The following is a 14,840-nucleotide window of genomic DNA, read 5'->3' on the forward strand; positions in this document are numbered from 1 at the left end:
CGGGTGATGCGACGCGCGAGGGTGACGAACGCCCCTCGCGCAGGGGATGTCGCGCGAGGCGCGACGAAAGCAAGGCCGCACCCCGGGTGGGGTACGGCCTTGGCGGACGGGGTCTCAGAGACCGTGCATCCTTCGGGTGAATCGATCGACTAGTTGGTCGGTCGGACTCATCGGGGGTGAGTGGTGAGCGATGTGCCGCTCGAGGTGCAGTCGCGCGGTCCCCAGCGACTCCTGTCTTGCCTCCGCGGTGATCTCGCCGGAGTGCAGAGTGGACAGGTTCAGGAGGACCTGAGTAGCGCACCGCAGGTGTGATTCGGCGGGCAGCGCGCGGTCCAGCAGAGCCCGGATGCTCTCGCGATGCGCGTTCGAGGTGGTGCCCTCGAGCGCCTGATCAATCTCACTCTCAGCGTGGGGGCTCACGGTCGCGAGACGGAGATCCGCGCCAGCACTGGCAGAACCTGAGCGCAGCCCTGCCTGCTCGTCGGGCGTCGTCATGGGGTCTCGCTTTCCGGCGTGAGCACGCATCGGGGGTTGGTCAGAAAAGCCGGGGTGGCGCGGGAAGCTCTGCGAAGGCGACGAGCAGTACGACGAGCAGGGCCACACCGGCTCCGATCAGTGCCGTGTACGACAGCCACAGCGCCGCGATGGCAAGGCGTCGGCCTCGCCGCCGATGGGCGCCGCGGTCGAACCGAAGGCGGACGAGCGCGAGATGCGCGAGTACGGCGCCGAGCACGAAGCCGATCGCGGTGAGAAAGCCTGTGGCGGTGACGACGAGCGAGAGCACCGCGAGCGTGCTCAGGCGCCGGGGCGGGGCGTCCGAGACGGCGGTCATTTCAGCTTGGAACAGGCCCATGGGTTACCTCGGTCGTCGGGGTGCGGGGAAGCGCACCGGATTCCACTGACGCGCGGAGGCCGTGGGCGTGTGAACGTCACACCGTGTCCCGGTGCGCGCTGCGCGCGCGCCCCACCCACCCGGTAGTCGGGAACCGGCTACCGGCGGATGCCAGTGACCCGGTCGAGCATCTCCTCGCTGTCCTTCAGCATCTGGCTGGTGCGCAGGAGGAGCGCCGCAAGGCGCTCGTCGACGTCGTCGTAAGCCGCAGCGAGCTCGTCCGACGTCGCGGCGGCAAACCTGCCGGTGGATCTCGAGGAAATGTGCTGCTCGGAGGTGAGTCGATCGCTGCGCTGCTGGCGCAGCCGCATCGTTGTGCTGATAGCGCGCGCGCTCATCGGGGCGGATGTCGTCCACCCGTGCTGGTCGATGGCCGGCAGTAGCGTCGGCGCCTTCCTCCACAACCCGTCGAGGCCGAGAGTGCAGTCGTGCACGGACTCGGCATCGGCTTCGGGGCTGACGGCTTCCGCGATTTCGGAGCGGTAGTGGAAGGCGGCGGGGCCGACGACTCGCAGCCAGCGGGTGACGGCGCACGCGGGGCACGGGGACGCGTCTGTCGTCCGCACGATAGGTGTGGAGCGGATCGCGAGCCTGGGGAACAGTGCGACGTCGTCCGCGACCAGGTCCCGCGCCGCGGCGCGGCTGAGGCCGACGACACCGAGCAGCACAAGAAGCCACGCGTCGCGGCGGCCACGGAGCGCGATGGGGAGATGCTTGCGGTGCTGGTACTTCGGCACCTGTGCCAGCGCCTCGGGGATCGAGACCCACTCGTCACCCTCGCGCAGTGTGGTCGCGGTGCGGTTCTCGGTGAGAATCTCGAACGGCAGATGGGCGTGTTCGTGTGCGTGTCTGATCGCGCGGATTCGGCGCCCGTGCGCCCGGATGCTGGCGGGAAAAGCGGCGAGGAACGCTGCGATAGTGTCGGCCGAGGCGGGAAGCGGGTCCACATCGATCGACTGGCACCAGTCGACGAAGAGCGCAAAGTCGCGCTGATCCTGGGTAGCTGCGCCGGGCATGCTCAGAGCGCGATTCGGTTGACGGCGTTGCCGCGGAGCGGGTCGCCTTCTCGGCGATAGACGTTCTCGATGATCGCCGCGTTCCGATGGAAGCTCTGCCGCATCACTTCTTCGGGGCTCGCTCCATCGCGAAGCGCCTGCGTGACGAAACCGGCACGAAGGGAGTGCCCGCCGAATCGCTTCGGGTCCATGCCAGCGTGCTCGATGCGACGCTTCACCACGTCGTTGACGACGTCGCCGCTGATGGCATCCACTCCGATGTGCCCGCCTCGACGGACGGCGCGGAACAGCGGCCCCTTCGGGTCGAGGCGCTCGAGTTCCGGCACGGGCGCGCGGCAGATGTGTTCGTGCGTCGAGGCGGAACGGAGGAGCCGCATCATGGCGCTTCGCGGCTCGTTCTGCGCCGTGTCCAGGACCCGGATCCATCGGAGGAATGCGCACGGCGCGCAGGTGAGCGCGTGGGCGCCGTAGGGGAGTGCCTTGAGCGACCCGCGCCCCTCTTGGTCAGTCTTCGACGTCTGGAGACGGATGTGAAGTCCGTCGATCGAGTGGAGCACGACGTCCTGGATCAGCCGCGACGCGAGCTCGGAACGACGGAAGGCGCCGGCGAATCCCAGCACGAGGAGGGCGTAGTCGCGGTGCCCGATGACGCCGTTCGGGAAGGCGTTGAGGTCGATCCCACTCAGCACGGTGCGGAGGTCGGTGAGTAGAAGGGGTGCCATGCGACGCGTCGGGCGAAGGTGAGAGCGCCGGATGCCGGCGAGGGTCTTCTTCACCACGGAGAGGGTGCCCGGTTCGGGAAGACCCGCCTCGTGGTGGCGGGCGTTGATCGCCGTCACCCATCTGCTGAGGGTGCTGGGGGCGTACGCGTAGTCACCCGATGGTGCCAGGAGGTTCGCACGATCGGTGAGGTAGCCGGCCACCGTGACTCCCGAAGCGGGGAGCGAGGTCTGGTCGTGATCGTCACACCAACGCGAGAACGCCGTCCAGTCGCTCTCGTACGCCCGCACGGTGTTCGACGCGCTGGCGGCGTCGTGGAGGGATTCGATGCCGTCCACGAGCCCCTGGGGCAGGGGGGAGTCCACCCGAGCGGGCACGGCGGCGTCCGGCGACAGCACGACGACGTGTGCCGGCTGATTCGCGGCCGCGGTGAGCGCTCGGTCGGCAGCGACGTTGTCGGGCGAGATTCGGCGGCTGGTGTCGCCCCATGAGTCCTTCACTGTCGCCCATCCCTCCCGATCACTGTTTTCGGGCTTACTCCTCGAAAACGAGGGGTTCGCGCCGATAGTCCTGATAAGCGAAACTATCGAGGCCTTCGTGGCAGGGGGGTGAAGTGAGATGGGGCTGAGCAACGAGAGCCGCGTGATCACGCGGAACGGTTCCTCGAGATTCGTCGCGATGGACAAAACGCTGCGTGGCAGCCCGCCGACTGGTGGCGTGTTGGTCGCGCCTGCTGAGCGTGAAATCCGGGGGAACGGGAGGGAACGGGAAAGGTCCAGGTGACCACCCGGGGATCGCTATCCGTTCGGCTGACGCGGCGCCGCAGCTCCCGCCGCTACTGATGCCACTAGGCCATTACGCTCATCGCCGGGGTCATGCCCTGGGCTCAAAGCCGCGACCGGTCCCACTAGTCAAGGTGTGGGACCGGTCGTTTTCGCTGACACACCCACGCGTTATGCGTGCGTGGGCGCTGGTGGTGCTTATGTGCGCGGGAGTCGCGACTCGCTCAGTTCCACCACAGGCGCGTGTCGTAGTAGGCCATGCCTTTTCGGATGCTCTTCACGCAACGGGTGGAGCTGCTCAGCATCTTCTTTCCCTCCGCAGCCACCGCCGCTTCTTTCAAGGCCGTCTTGGCGACGCACATGACCTGCGAAGGGGTGCTGAAACCCCATCCGTTTGGCACCGCTGCTTGAGCCGGCGAAGCCACCAAGACGGATCCCATAACGACTGCGCCTGCGAATCCCACTGCGGCCATTTTCTTCTTGAAACGGTTCATTTCGTTGTCCCCCCTGGAAACGGTTTGACACCGATCCTGTCGAAGCAGCAGTCGTTTCGCAACGCCTATCCGAATGCGGTGGTGACGCCGACCGCCCACGAGACCAGGTACCACACGAGAGCCGCCGCGGCGATGTACCCCGTTACGAGGCCGGCGATCGCGAGCTTCCGGCCGACGCCCACCCGGCGGCTGGCGCTGAACCCCAAGTGGCCGAGGAGTATGGCGGCGATCGCGCTGAGAATGGCCAACGGCAGGAACAAGAGCCCCAGGAGCGGCACGATGTTGAATGCCGTGAAGACGAGAGCGACCACTCCGAGGACTGTTGCCGAGGTCGCGAGACCGTTTCAGGCGGGGCGGCCGCCCACGAGACCTCGTATCGCGGTGGGTCCGCTCAGCTGACAACCCCTTCACTACCTCGACGCCCACCACGTCGGCAGAGGCTCAACCACGAGCGCTGTGTTCCGATGCAGCGAATAGTGTGAGTCGGCTGGTGTGTGGCCCATAAAGCGCTTTGGGCGTCGGAAAGTGTGTCGAATTCGCCGACGGGGTGCGCGTTGCTATTGAAGGCTGTCCACACGCCGGCGGGACTTCGACTGATGAAGCCAAAGGGCCTATGGGCGCAGGCCCCGAGCACGAAGTCGTCTTCCACGCAGTTCCAATTCGGCTGCGTGGTGAAACCTCCCGCTCGGAACATGAGTCGCTCCTTTGCGTTTCCGATGAGATGGAGTATTGCACCGATATGGGCCGTGAGAACGTAATTCGCGCCAACAGAACCAAGCGGTCGACGCGTAGAAGGCGAGAGGCCCGGCGGTCTTGCCGCCGGGCCTAGCCGCGGGGAGCTGATCAGGAACCTCCGGCCTAGCCGGGATCGTAGACCACGGCAGGGAAATGGGATAGGCCCGCACGGTCAGGGGACTGGCGAGGATCGCCAATCGCGTCCGCCGGCCAGGTATCGGGAGCGCGCGAGAAATGGGCTCGCGTCAGAAATGAATGGACGGACCGTTCGCGATCGGCAGCGAGGGCCGGTAGTGGACGACCTCCGCCTGCACGGTGACGGGGGCGACCGCGGCGGAAACCGCGGGGATGACAGTCAGGGCCGCTCCGACGGCAAGGGCCACGGGAACAGCGGCGGCAACGAGACGGGAAGACCGAAGCGAGTTCGTGAAGGACACGTTTGTTTCCTTTCGATAGGGTTTGGTAAGACGATCGTATAGCCAGTCTTTCCGCTGTTGATGAGGAGTTGGCTGAGAACGTGGGGGCTGAGCGCCTCGCGTGATTCCGCGCAGGCGTCGCTCACGACGCCTGCCGACGAAGCCCGTAGGTCGCGGCGCTTCCGCCCGGGCGCCACTTGATCCCGCGGGCCAGCGGCTCGTCGACGCGGGCGAGAGCGCCGATGCGAGCCCGTGTGTAGCGCCAGGCGCCGCGGCCGGGGAGGATGCGCCGCAGAGCCCTGCTGAACGCGAGCCGGGTCAGCTGATCCACGGACGGGTGCCGGCGCCGCATCCAGTCGATGTAGATCTCGTGAACCACGACCATGGGCACGAAATCCCAGGTGAACTGGTCGGAGTGCTCACGCCAGAACGCCGCGACGTGGGCGTCGGGGGAAGGGGTCGCCACCGTGGCACTCGAGGGGTGCGGCAGAGCCGCGGCGACAGCGTCCCACATGGGCGCGGTGTTCGGATCCGCGCGCAGCTCGGCGGCGTAGCTGTCGAACAGGTCGGAGATCTGCTCGCGGACGCCGTGGAGCGTGGTGAGTCCCTCGAACGAGGCCTTGGGCTCGGACAGGAGTCCGCTGAGCGAGCTGATGGCGGTAGCGATGGTCTGCGTCTGCATGATGCTCCTTCGAGTGGAGATGGGAGTGTGGCCCACCGTTGCGGAACCATCGGAAACCACCCGTCGGCGGCTTTGCCGTCGCCGGTACCCACAAGCTCGATAGGGCATGGTCCGCGTGCAGTCGCGCCGATGCACGCAGTCCCGATGCGCGCCGCGGGCGCACGCGGAAGAGCCACCCGACGTGATCCGCGGGTGGCTCTTCGGTCGCTCAGTGTTCGGGTTGGGCCCGTTCGTATTCAGCGATATATCCCTCTGCAGCGGCCAGCCAGTCCTCGTGGACACGGGGGAGGCCGTTCAGGATCCCGCGCAAGTCCTCACCAGAAGCCGCGGGGTCGTGATCGCTGTCTGCGATGCCGGCGAGGTAGTCCCGGACGAAAGGAACGTCATCCGTGTCCCGGTCGATCTGCGAGGCGAGCCAGACGTGGAACCCTGACAGAGTCGGTTTCCGGTCGTGGTCCGCGTGCAGCTCGTCCACAAAGGCCTCACCGCGGGACGCTTTGTCGAGCACTGCGAACAGGCGTCGGTACCCGGGAGGGCGGTGGTACGTTCCACCGCGGCGCGCGTTGAGGGCTGGGTGCTCTCCCCGCATGAACTCGGCCTCGTGACGCGGAAGGGTGATCAACACGTTGCGGCTCTTCCCGAGTTCGAACTTTTGCTCACGGATCGGGAGCTCGAGCACCGCGGCCGCCAGGATCATCGCGCCGATGGTGATGTGTTCGGGCGTGGTGCGTTCGAGGAAATGCTCGAGCCGGTGCTTCAGCGTGTAGCTGTCGACCTCGTGCCTGGACGCTTCGTCGACCTCAGTGCTCGGGGTGAACATCCGCAGGAACTCGACGCAGAGCAGGATCTGCCGGAACATGGTTGGGGAGAGCTCGTCGACCAGGGGTGTGTCGTCGCCGAGGCCCCGCGCGCCGAAGGTCGATCGCGTGTGCGCCGAACCGATTACGGGGTGGTCCTCAAGCGTCCGCAGCAGATCGCGTACGACGATGCGATCCCCGAGGATGCCCTGGTGCAGCGGGTGCTCGATGAGACGCAGGGCCTCGGTGTACTTCGTATTCGTGACGCGGGACCAGGTCTTCGCGTCGCGGGTGATAGCGCGATCTCGGGCCGTCGTGGAATCGCTCATCTCGATCTCATTTCTGGACATCACACCCCACGCCTGCGACGCCCTCATGAGAGAGAACGGGATTTAACAGGTATTGCAGCTCTGGATCCGCCTCGGTTGTCCTCTTCGTCCGACCCGCGTGGGGGGTCTGACCAGGAGAGGGGCGGTCCAGACCGCCGGATTGCTCAGTGTAGCGACGAGGGCCGACAGCGTCGGGCGCTGACATCTCCTGCCCGATCGGAGCTCGCGCGAGGGGGCGCAAGGGCTGCGGAAGTACCACGTAGCCGGATGCATCTGGTACGCATCGGCGTCAAACAAATGCCAGCTCAGGGGTGATATTTATGCACGCCAGGCTTTGCCACGTACCGGGAGCGATTTTCTTCCGGTACGCACTCCAGACCCCGTTCTCGCCCGGTTTTCCGGGGCTTTTGGAGAGAGAAAGAGTGAATGTACCGGGAGTACCACCTATATCTACAAACTCCACACGTACGCGCATGCGCACACACGTGCATGAGGTTGAGCGCGCCAGGTGGTACACGTGGTACTTCGGCGCAAAAGACCAGGTCAGCGGTTGGAATCGAGCGAATCAGCGTGGTACCGCAGCCGGTACGCCCACGCGCGAACTCGACCTGTATAGGAAGCCTGAACTGGGGTTTTTTGCCATTCGACGCGGCGAGCACGCGTACCGGATGCCCTGGTACGCGATGCAGCGAGAGCGGTGAGCGAGACTAAAAGCCCCCGAGGAGCAGATGCTCCCCGGGGGCTTCTTGAACCGTTCGCGCGCTGGGCGCCGAGCTCGGGCAGAGTGCGCCATCAGGGGCGCTCTCAGAATCTCCTTCTACCGCTGGTAGGCGAGATGCGGGGTGGGCCAGCCACCCCCGGTCTTAGCAGGGACGGGTGCCGCCCATACCGTTGTCCACGACGCAGCCACCGCCGCCTCCGACCTGGCCACCCGCGGGGGGACCACCGCTGCCGGGTCGCGAGCCACCGGAGGACCCGCTGTTGCTGGAGCCACCGGAGTTGTTCGACGAGCCACCGCTGTTGCTGGAGCCACCGGAGTTGCGGCTGCCGCCGCTCGAGTTGTTCGACGAGCCGCCACCGGAGTTGCGCTGCGCGGCCTGCTGACGAGCGGCTTCCTCGGCCGCGGCTGCGGCAGCCTGGCGAGCAGCTTCCTCCTCCGCCAGGCGCTTGGCCTCGGCTTCGGCGGCCAGACGCTGAGCCTCGAGCTCCGCTGCGATGCGCGCGGTCTCCTCGCCCTGGAAGGCGGTGAAGTCCTGCGTGAGCGCGAGAGTGCTCGCATCGAGGTCGGCGGCAGACGCGGTGGCCTCATCGGCGATCTTCGTGATGGACGCCGCGGTGTCGCGGTCCTCGCACTGTTCGGCGATGGCGACCTCGGCGAGGGACGAGCTTGCGTCTGCCACCGTGGTGATCTGCTCGGCGCCGCTCAGGCGAGCGGGAACCGCGTCGACGGCGGGGACGGCTTCGACACCTTCGCTGGCTTCGACCGCCGGCACGGCCTCGACGGCCGGGGCACCGGCGCGCTCGGAGTACGCCGAACTGACCCAGCCATCGGTGTTGGGGAGGGCCGTGACCGTGACGGCCTCGAGAGCCGAGTTGGCCGTGGCGACGGACGCGGTCGCGATCTCTCGCGCGGCGGCGCCGGCGTTCAGGGCTGCCGTGCACTGCCGCAGGGTCTCGTCAGCCTCGGCCTGAGCAGCGGTGACGGATCCGACGGTGATGGCACCGGCGAGCACGACCGCGGCTGTCGCCAAGATGGCGATGGTGCGGGTACGGGGTCGTCGCGGGGAGCCCGGAGCCTCCGGCGAGGTACTGATCTCGTCAGTCATGGTGGTCTCCTTGAGACTCGAGCGTGGATGGGGATGAAGCGTTCGCGGGGAGGGCCGCTGTCGAACAGCCAGCCCCGCATCTACGACAGCCGGGGGAATGATGTGCGGATCGGTGAGACCGATCCGCAGGGTGAAATCCGCGTTTCTGATGCTTTATGAGCATTTGCGTCGGTGTCCACCGTAGTGGCACCCGGCACGTGAGCTTGAAGCGGCGTCGCCGCCGGCACGGTGCGCGGGCACAAGAAGAATGCGCGGGAGGCCCTATGGAGAGCCTCCCGCGATGGGTACCCAGGCAGCCTCCGCTTGGGGAGGCTCGGGGAGTAGGGGGGGGTCAGAAGCGCGCGGCGAGATGCGCGACGCGGATCTCAGCGGCAGTCCGACGCGTGCGCTCTGCGAGCGGCGGCTCGACAACGTAGGCGATCTCGAGGCCCTTTCGGACGTAGGAGTCCATCGTGACCTGGTACTCGCGCACCTCGACGACACGACCCGTGCGGGCGGTCGACAGAGTGTCGATGAAGCGCTGACGCGCATCGGCGAGCTCGCGTGCGGTTCGACCTTCGAGCTTGATGAGGTGGTAGAACCCCTCATCGATCGTGATGGGACCGCCCGGAAGGGCTCTCGTGCGCTTCACGTCGATGGAGCGGGGAGCGAGAAGCTCGCCGTCCTCGTTGTAGAAGGTGGGGCTGATCTTCATCGCTCTCACCTCCTGGGCTCATGGTGCGAAAGACCTGTGAGGAGACTCTACCCAGTCCTTCTGGAACACCTCCTCACCCACCCACCCGGGTGACCGGCCGTCCGGTCACCACGAAGTCGCTCGCACGGCGATCAGACGCGAACGGCACCGCCCGTTCGTGGCCGCCGTGTGGCGCTCAAGCCTTGGCGGGGTGGGGCGACAGCCCACACCCCGCCAAATCGGCAGCGATAGCTGCCATCTGAATCGCGCGCAGCGCGCCCACCGTTCGTGCGGTGATGCCCTCACATCCGAGCTGACGCTTTTGGCGACAGCATGATGATCGAGAGAACAGTCAGCAGAGCCAGCATCACGCAGACGATGGGGTTGGTGATCGCCGCCACGAAGGACGGGGGCGTGAACGATGCGGCCGCGTTGAACGCCACGTGCATCAGCACGACGGGGGAGAGGCGCTGCGTTCCCTCGTAGACGTAGGCGAGAAGCACCCCGAGAGGGAGCGTGAGGACGATCTGAACGAGGTTCCCGTGAAGCACCGCGAACACGGCGCTCGAGGCGACCGCTGCTACCGGTAGCGACCAGTGTCGCCGGAGCGCGGAGAACACGATCCCGCGCATCAGAGCCTCTTCACCCAGGGGCGCGAGGAGGACACCCGTCAACAGAACGAGCGCCGCGGGCCCGGCGAATCGCGCTGCGTTCACGGCGTCGAACCCCTCGGAGCCCCAGCTCGAGTAGACCCAAGACGCCGCAGCCTGCCCGAACAGCCAGCAGGCGACGAGTCCCGCGCCCGCTGCCAGCCAGAACTCGGCTGTGCGCGCGCGAGCGGAGAGCGCCGGCGGCCGGAAGGTACCGGTGACGCGTCGCCGGTAAAGCAGGGCGAGCACCGCTGTCGCGATATTCGATACGGCGGCGCCGAGGATGCCATCCCCCGTGATCAGAGTGACCGCGAGGGCGCTGGCGACGTAGGCCGCCAGCGCCGCGAGGACCACCACGATGGTCTTCCCCCAGCCCCGAAGGGCGTGGGAGGAAGTCGTGGCCTCGCGTTCAGGCACTGCAAGCCTCGAGAAGTGTAGGAGAACCCTCGACGGCGTGGGCGATGACTGCCTGAACCGACTGGGTACCGCGGAACGAGTTGATCGATAGGTCGACTCGCACGCGGAGTGCACTTTCTCCCGGAGTCGGGCTGAGCGCTCGCTCGCGCAGTTCTGAGACCCGCTCGGCGGCGTTCCACCAGAGGACCTTCATGGTGTTCGGCAGGATGATCCGCACGTGTTGCTTCTGCGAGCCCATCGTCGAGATGGAGCATCGAGTCAGATCGATCACGAGCTCGATGGTGGGCCGCTCGAAGCCGTGCCCGAATGGGGCGATCGACTCGATCCCAAGGGTGAGGTCCATCAGGTCCTCGGTGTCCCCCAGGGGCGCATGGCAGTCATCTGCGGACCCGATGACCAGGTCGGCGCCCTGCGTGACGTCCAGCTCACCGCTGACCAGCATCCGGGCGTGGATGCCGGAGGCCGCGTCGCGCAGAAGTTCGGCGAACAGGGTGAGTTCGTCGAGGTTGCTGGCGCGGACACCACAGGCCTGCTCGTGGCCGACGGCGGTGAACCCGAGCTGTGTCATGGTCGTGATGATCGGGAACCAGGAGGGCGCTCGAGCTGAGCCCCCGAGCGGTGCGGAAGGATCCGTTGGACGCTGGACGACCACGACAGGCCACCCTGTGTCCTGCAGAACGGACCCGGCGATGAGGCCGAGCATCCCGGTCGGCGCGTCCGTGAAGTAGACGCCGGATTCGGCGAGCGGTTGGTCCTCGGTCCACAGCTTCTCGATGTACTGAGCGCTGAGTTCCTTCCGCAGCTCGTTCCCGGCGATGATGGCCTTCGCGTGCGCCATCTTTTCGGCTGCTGTGGCGGCACAGAACGCGCCGAAGGCGTCGTTCATGGAACCACCGATGCGACGGATCGCGTTGAAGGCGGGAGCGAGGTAGTAGGCGTAGAACTCTTCGTTCAGCTCCCCCAGGGTGCGAAGTTTCCCCGTCTTGAAGGTGGGGTTCCCTTGGGCGTCGAGCACCGGGTTTCCCTCGCTGTCGAGCACGGGCTTGCGGTGCTCCTTGAACGCCTGCATCATCAGCGCGAAACCCTCGAAGACCGAGACGTACGCCGGGTGGTGCTTCTGCGAGCGAAGCAGCATCATGAGGGTGCTGTTCTCGACGTTGTACGGTGTCTCTGTGTCGTCGAGAGGGATGGGCACGTAAAGCAGGCGCGCCAGCGAGAGGGAGTCGCGCACCATCTTGCGGTTCTCGTACTGGAGCGGCATGACGTCGGAGACGGTGCCGATCCCGGCGAACAGCTTCAGCTTCGCGATCGCCCCCTCTTTGGCAGGCTGGTAGCGGGTCGTGTACGCCATGAGCACTTGGTGCAGTACGTACGCCCCGCAGATTCCGTCGTGCGCGTAGGTCTCGACCATCCGCACGGGGTTCACCGCGATGTCAGCGACACTGCCAGGCGGCAGCTCCATGTGGTGATCGGTGACGAGGGTGGTGAATCCCAGGCGTCGCGCTTCCTCGATGCCTTCGTTGCTGTTGATCCCGCCGTCGCAGGTGATGATCGCCGTCGCGTCGGGAAACTGTGCGCGGAGTTCTTGGATCGCCTCGACGGTCACGTCGTGTCCGCGCTGGTAGTCGGGGACGTACAGACGCACGTTGAAGCCCAGCTCGTTGAGACCGGCCCACCCGAGGGTGCCCGAGGTGATGCCGTCCATGTCGAAGTCGGGGAGGACGACCAACTGTTCGCCGGAGAGGCGGATGCGCTCGAGCTCGTCGGCCATGCGACCGACGTCCTTCAGCTCGTCGTGGGTGGGGTCGTTGATCGAGACGAGGAACTCGCTGGTCCACCCGCGATTGCGGGCCAGGATGCCGAACAGGGAGTTGTCCTCGAACCCGCCGAACGGTTCGTTGCCGTTGTTGATCGATCCGGTAAATCCGGGATTGGTCATAGGGCGCTCCTTCGCGGAAATACAGGGGTATGGGGCAGTCTACGGCGAAGGGCGCGCCGCATCCCCTCGTAAATGAGGAGAAACGGCGCGCTCTTGCGTGTGATCGATCCGCTGTTCAGACGTCCTCCGTCTGCACCCGGATGATGGCGCGCTGGTAATCACCATCACCGGAGGTGCGCAGGCCACGCTCGGGAGCATCGACGATGAGCACGTCACGGCCTGCGGCTTCGATCTGAACGAAGACGGCGCCGGTCACCGTCTGGGGACTGAGATCCAGACGCGCGTTGTCGCCACCACCGCTGATGGCGGGGATGAGCACGATGTTGGCATCCATGTCGCCGAGCTCGGCCACCGGGGCGGCATGCTCCGCCGAGGCGAGAGCACGAAGGCGCGTGGCGTCGTCAGCGGTGACCGGTGTCGACGTCGAGGGTTCCGCGGGGGCGAGGTCGGTGTGGTCTGACTGCCCGTACTCGAGCGACTCGAAGGGGACGCCGCTGTTGTCGAAGGCTTTCGCCACCGCGATACCCGGGACAGTGGAGAGATCGATGATGCCGAGTTCGATGTCGCTCGACTCGATAAGCTTCTCGACGGTCTCCGTGAGCAGGAGCGCCGCGGCGCGGGGATCGGCGATGAACACAGCGGTCCGCTCGGTCGTGGGGCTCTCATCGTTGCCGAGGGGAGTTTTGCCCTGCTGGTCGGTCATCGCGTCTCCTTCTCGTCTTGTGCCCCGCCCACGCTCGAGGGGAGCGGTTTCGATTCGTGATCGGCGTTCAGGGGGAGGTCGAACTCGATCCAGTCCTCGTGCTCCTCGCCCTGCTCGAGCAAGGCACTGAGGTCATCGTCGGAACCGATGGCAGCGACGGCTTCGCTGGCGCTGGCCCACGCGCGCATCTGGGCACCCGACAACTCATCGGCCATGGCAGCTGACTCGAAGTCGTCGATGTCCGGGACGCCGTCGGGGCCGAGCAGCTGGATGAGCACGGGCTTGTCCTCGTACCAGTAGCGGGCGAACACGGCGAGCCGGTGGTCCGGGTAGGACTCTTCGAGGACAGCTCGCGCAAAGCGCGCACGCAGCTCGTCGACGCCGGTCTTCACTGTCGAGAGGTGATGCTCGGCCTCTTTGAGAGCCGCGGAGATCTCGGAGAGGCTCTGATCGGGAGCGAGATCTGTCGTCATGGTCAGCCTTCCTTCTGCGTCTGACGCGCGATGGCGTCGATTCGTGTGCCGACGGCTTTCTCGAAGCCGTTCGCGGTGGGGGAGTAGTACTCGGTACCGAGTACGGCGTCGGGGAGGTATTGCTGGGCGACGACCCCGAAGGGGAAGTCATGGGGGAAGAGGTATCCGACGCCGTGTCCGAGGGCCTTCGCGCCGGGATAGTGAGCATCCCGAAGGTGTGTGGGCACCTCCCCGGTGCGACCAGAGCGAACGTCCTGCAGAGCGCGGTCGATCCCGTCGATGACGGCCGGCGACTTTGGCGCGACGGCGACGGCGACCGCCGCCTGGGCCAGGTTGATGCGCGCTTCGGGCATCCCGATGAGCTGGACGGCGTGGGCGGCGGCGATCGCCACCGGCAGGACCGTGGGATCCGCCATACCGACGTCCTCGCTGGCGTGCACCACGATGCGCCTCGCGATGAAGCGAGGGTCCTCGCCGGCGTCGATCATGCGGGCAAGCCAGTGGAGGGCGCCATTGGGGTCGGACCCCCTCATCGACTTGATGAAGGCGCTGACGACGTCGTAGTGCTGGTCACCCTGGCGGTCGTAGCGCGCAAGAGCGTTCCCGGACACCTGTTGCAGGACCTCCATCGTGATCTCGCTGTCCCCGCGGGCGAGGGTGGTCTCGGCGACGGTCTCTAGTCGGCCGAGAGCCTGACGAACGTCACCGCTGGCCAGGTCGGCGAGAGCCTCGAGCACAGGAGGTGCAGCGGTGACGCGACCGGCGAGCTCCGCATCCTGGTCGAGGGCGCGTCGAAGGAGAACCACGACGTCTTCGCGCTGGACCGGCTTGAGGACCAACATCACCGATCGCGAGACGAGGGCTGCGTTGACTGAGAAGCTTGGGTTCTCCGTGGTCGCGCCGATCAGGGAGATGACGCCGGATTCGACGGCCGGGAGGAACACGTCCTGCTGCGACTTCGTGAACCGGTGGATCTCGTCCAGGAAGAGCACTGTGTGAACCCCCTCCCGGCTGTCCTCTTCGGCCGCCGCGAGGACCTTTCGGACGTCGGCGACGCCGGCCGACGTGGCGGACAGCTGGACGAACTTGCCGCGCACGCTCTCGGCGATGACGCCGGCGATCGTCGTCTTCCCGCACCCGGGTGGCCCGTACAGGAGGATCGACGCCGACGACTTACCGCTTGTGACGAGCTCGAGCGGAGAGCCCGGGAACACAAGGTGGCCCTGCCCGACGACGTCGGCGAGAGTGTTCGGCCGCATGCGCGCGGCCAGGGGCTGATGAGCGCCCATGGTGGTC

The 14,840-nt window shown here is 66.6% G+C and carries 16 protein-coding genes; all 16 read right to left on the reverse strand.

Features of this window, described 5'->3' with window-relative positions:
• Positions 1 to 114: 114 nt before the first annotated feature.
• The 16 genes from OVA26_RS16555 to OVA26_RS16630 all read right to left on the reverse strand — a co-directional run bounded on the left by OVA26_RS16555 (position 115) and on the right by OVA26_RS16630 (position 14,833).
• Positions 115 to 495, reverse strand: coding sequence for a hypothetical protein (locus tag OVA26_RS16555; protein WP_268105102.1), 381 nt, complete (start codon positions 493 to 495; stop codon positions 115 to 117).
• A gap of 40 nt (positions 496 to 535) precedes the next feature.
• Positions 536 to 832, reverse strand: coding sequence for a hypothetical protein (locus tag OVA26_RS16560; protein ID WP_268105103.1), 297 nt, complete (start codon positions 830 to 832; stop codon positions 536 to 538).
• A 158-nt stretch (positions 833 to 990) separates the two neighbouring features.
• Positions 991 to 1,908, reverse strand: coding sequence for a hypothetical protein (locus tag OVA26_RS16565; protein ID WP_268105104.1), 918 nt, complete (start codon positions 1,906 to 1,908; stop codon positions 991 to 993).
• Positions 1,909 to 1,910: 2 nt separating this feature from the next.
• The gene (locus OVA26_RS16570; protein WP_268105105.1) at positions 1,911 to 3,128 is read right to left on the reverse strand and encodes a site-specific integrase; all 1,218 of its coding nucleotides are present in this window, start codon (positions 3,126 to 3,128) and stop codon (positions 1,911 to 1,913) included.
• A gap of 506 nt (positions 3,129 to 3,634) precedes the next feature.
• Entirely contained in the window at positions 3,635 to 3,904 is a 270-nt protein-coding gene (locus OVA26_RS16575) for a hypothetical protein (RefSeq protein ID WP_143017933.1), read from the reverse strand.
• Between the two features lie 65 nt (positions 3,905 to 3,969).
• On the reverse strand, positions 3,970 to 4,215 hold the full coding sequence (locus tag OVA26_RS16580) for a hypothetical protein (RefSeq protein WP_268105106.1): 246 nt from the start codon (positions 4,213 to 4,215) through the stop codon (positions 3,970 to 3,972).
• Between the two features lie 669 nt (positions 4,216 to 4,884).
• Positions 4,885 to 5,076: a hypothetical protein gene (locus tag OVA26_RS16585; protein WP_268105107.1), complete on the reverse strand. Its 192-nt coding sequence runs from the start codon at positions 5,074 to 5,076 to the stop codon at positions 4,885 to 4,887.
• Positions 5,077 to 5,197: 121 nt separating this feature from the next.
• Positions 5,198 to 5,737 carry a primase-like DNA-binding domain-containing protein gene (locus OVA26_RS16590; RefSeq protein WP_268105108.1) on the reverse strand — a complete coding sequence of 180 codons (540 nt, stop codon included), beginning with the start codon at positions 5,735 to 5,737 and terminating at the stop codon, positions 5,198 to 5,200.
• A gap of 208 nt (positions 5,738 to 5,945) precedes the next feature.
• A complete protein-coding gene (locus tag OVA26_RS16595; protein ID WP_268105109.1) occupies positions 5,946 to 6,863 on the reverse strand; it encodes a hypothetical protein in 918 nt (305 codons plus the stop codon).
• 863 nt (positions 6,864 to 7,726) lie between these two features.
• Positions 7,727 to 8,689, reverse strand: coding sequence for a hypothetical protein (locus OVA26_RS16600; RefSeq protein ID WP_268105110.1), 963 nt, complete (start codon positions 8,687 to 8,689; stop codon positions 7,727 to 7,729).
• 331 nt (positions 8,690 to 9,020) lie between these two features.
• Positions 9,021 to 9,383: a hypothetical protein gene (locus tag OVA26_RS16605; protein ID WP_268105111.1), complete on the reverse strand. Its 363-nt coding sequence runs from the start codon at positions 9,381 to 9,383 to the stop codon at positions 9,021 to 9,023.
• A gap of 281 nt (positions 9,384 to 9,664) precedes the next feature.
• Entirely contained in the window at positions 9,665 to 10,429 is a 765-nt protein-coding gene (locus tag OVA26_RS16610; RefSeq protein ID WP_268105112.1) for a CPBP family intramembrane glutamic endopeptidase, read from the reverse strand.
• Positions 10,422 to 12,368, reverse strand: coding sequence for a DHH family phosphoesterase (locus OVA26_RS16615; RefSeq protein WP_268105113.1), 1,947 nt, complete (start codon positions 12,366 to 12,368; stop codon positions 10,422 to 10,424). The genes OVA26_RS16610 and OVA26_RS16615 overlap by 8 nt, the downstream gene beginning before the upstream one ends.
• A 115-nt stretch (positions 12,369 to 12,483) precedes the next feature.
• Positions 12,484 to 13,071 carry a hypothetical protein gene (locus OVA26_RS16620; protein ID WP_268105114.1) on the reverse strand — a complete coding sequence of 196 codons (588 nt, stop codon included), beginning with the start codon at positions 13,069 to 13,071 and terminating at the stop codon, positions 12,484 to 12,486.
• Complete coding sequence (locus tag OVA26_RS16625; RefSeq protein ID WP_268105115.1) at positions 13,068 to 13,544, reverse strand: hypothetical protein; 477 nt, start codon at positions 13,542 to 13,544, stop codon at positions 13,068 to 13,070. The genes OVA26_RS16620 and OVA26_RS16625 overlap by 4 nt, the downstream gene beginning before the upstream one ends.
• 2 nt (positions 13,545 to 13,546) lie before the next feature.
• Positions 13,547 to 14,833 carry a replication-associated recombination protein A gene (locus OVA26_RS16630; RefSeq protein WP_268105116.1) on the reverse strand — a complete coding sequence of 429 codons (1,287 nt, stop codon included), beginning with the start codon at positions 14,831 to 14,833 and terminating at the stop codon, positions 13,547 to 13,549.
• Positions 14,834 to 14,840: the final 7 nt, after the last annotated feature.

Source organism: Microbacterium sp. SL62 (genome assembly GCF_026672635.1).
Taxonomy (GTDB): domain Bacteria; phylum Actinomycetota; class Actinomycetes; order Actinomycetales; family Microbacteriaceae; genus Microbacterium; species Microbacterium testaceum_A.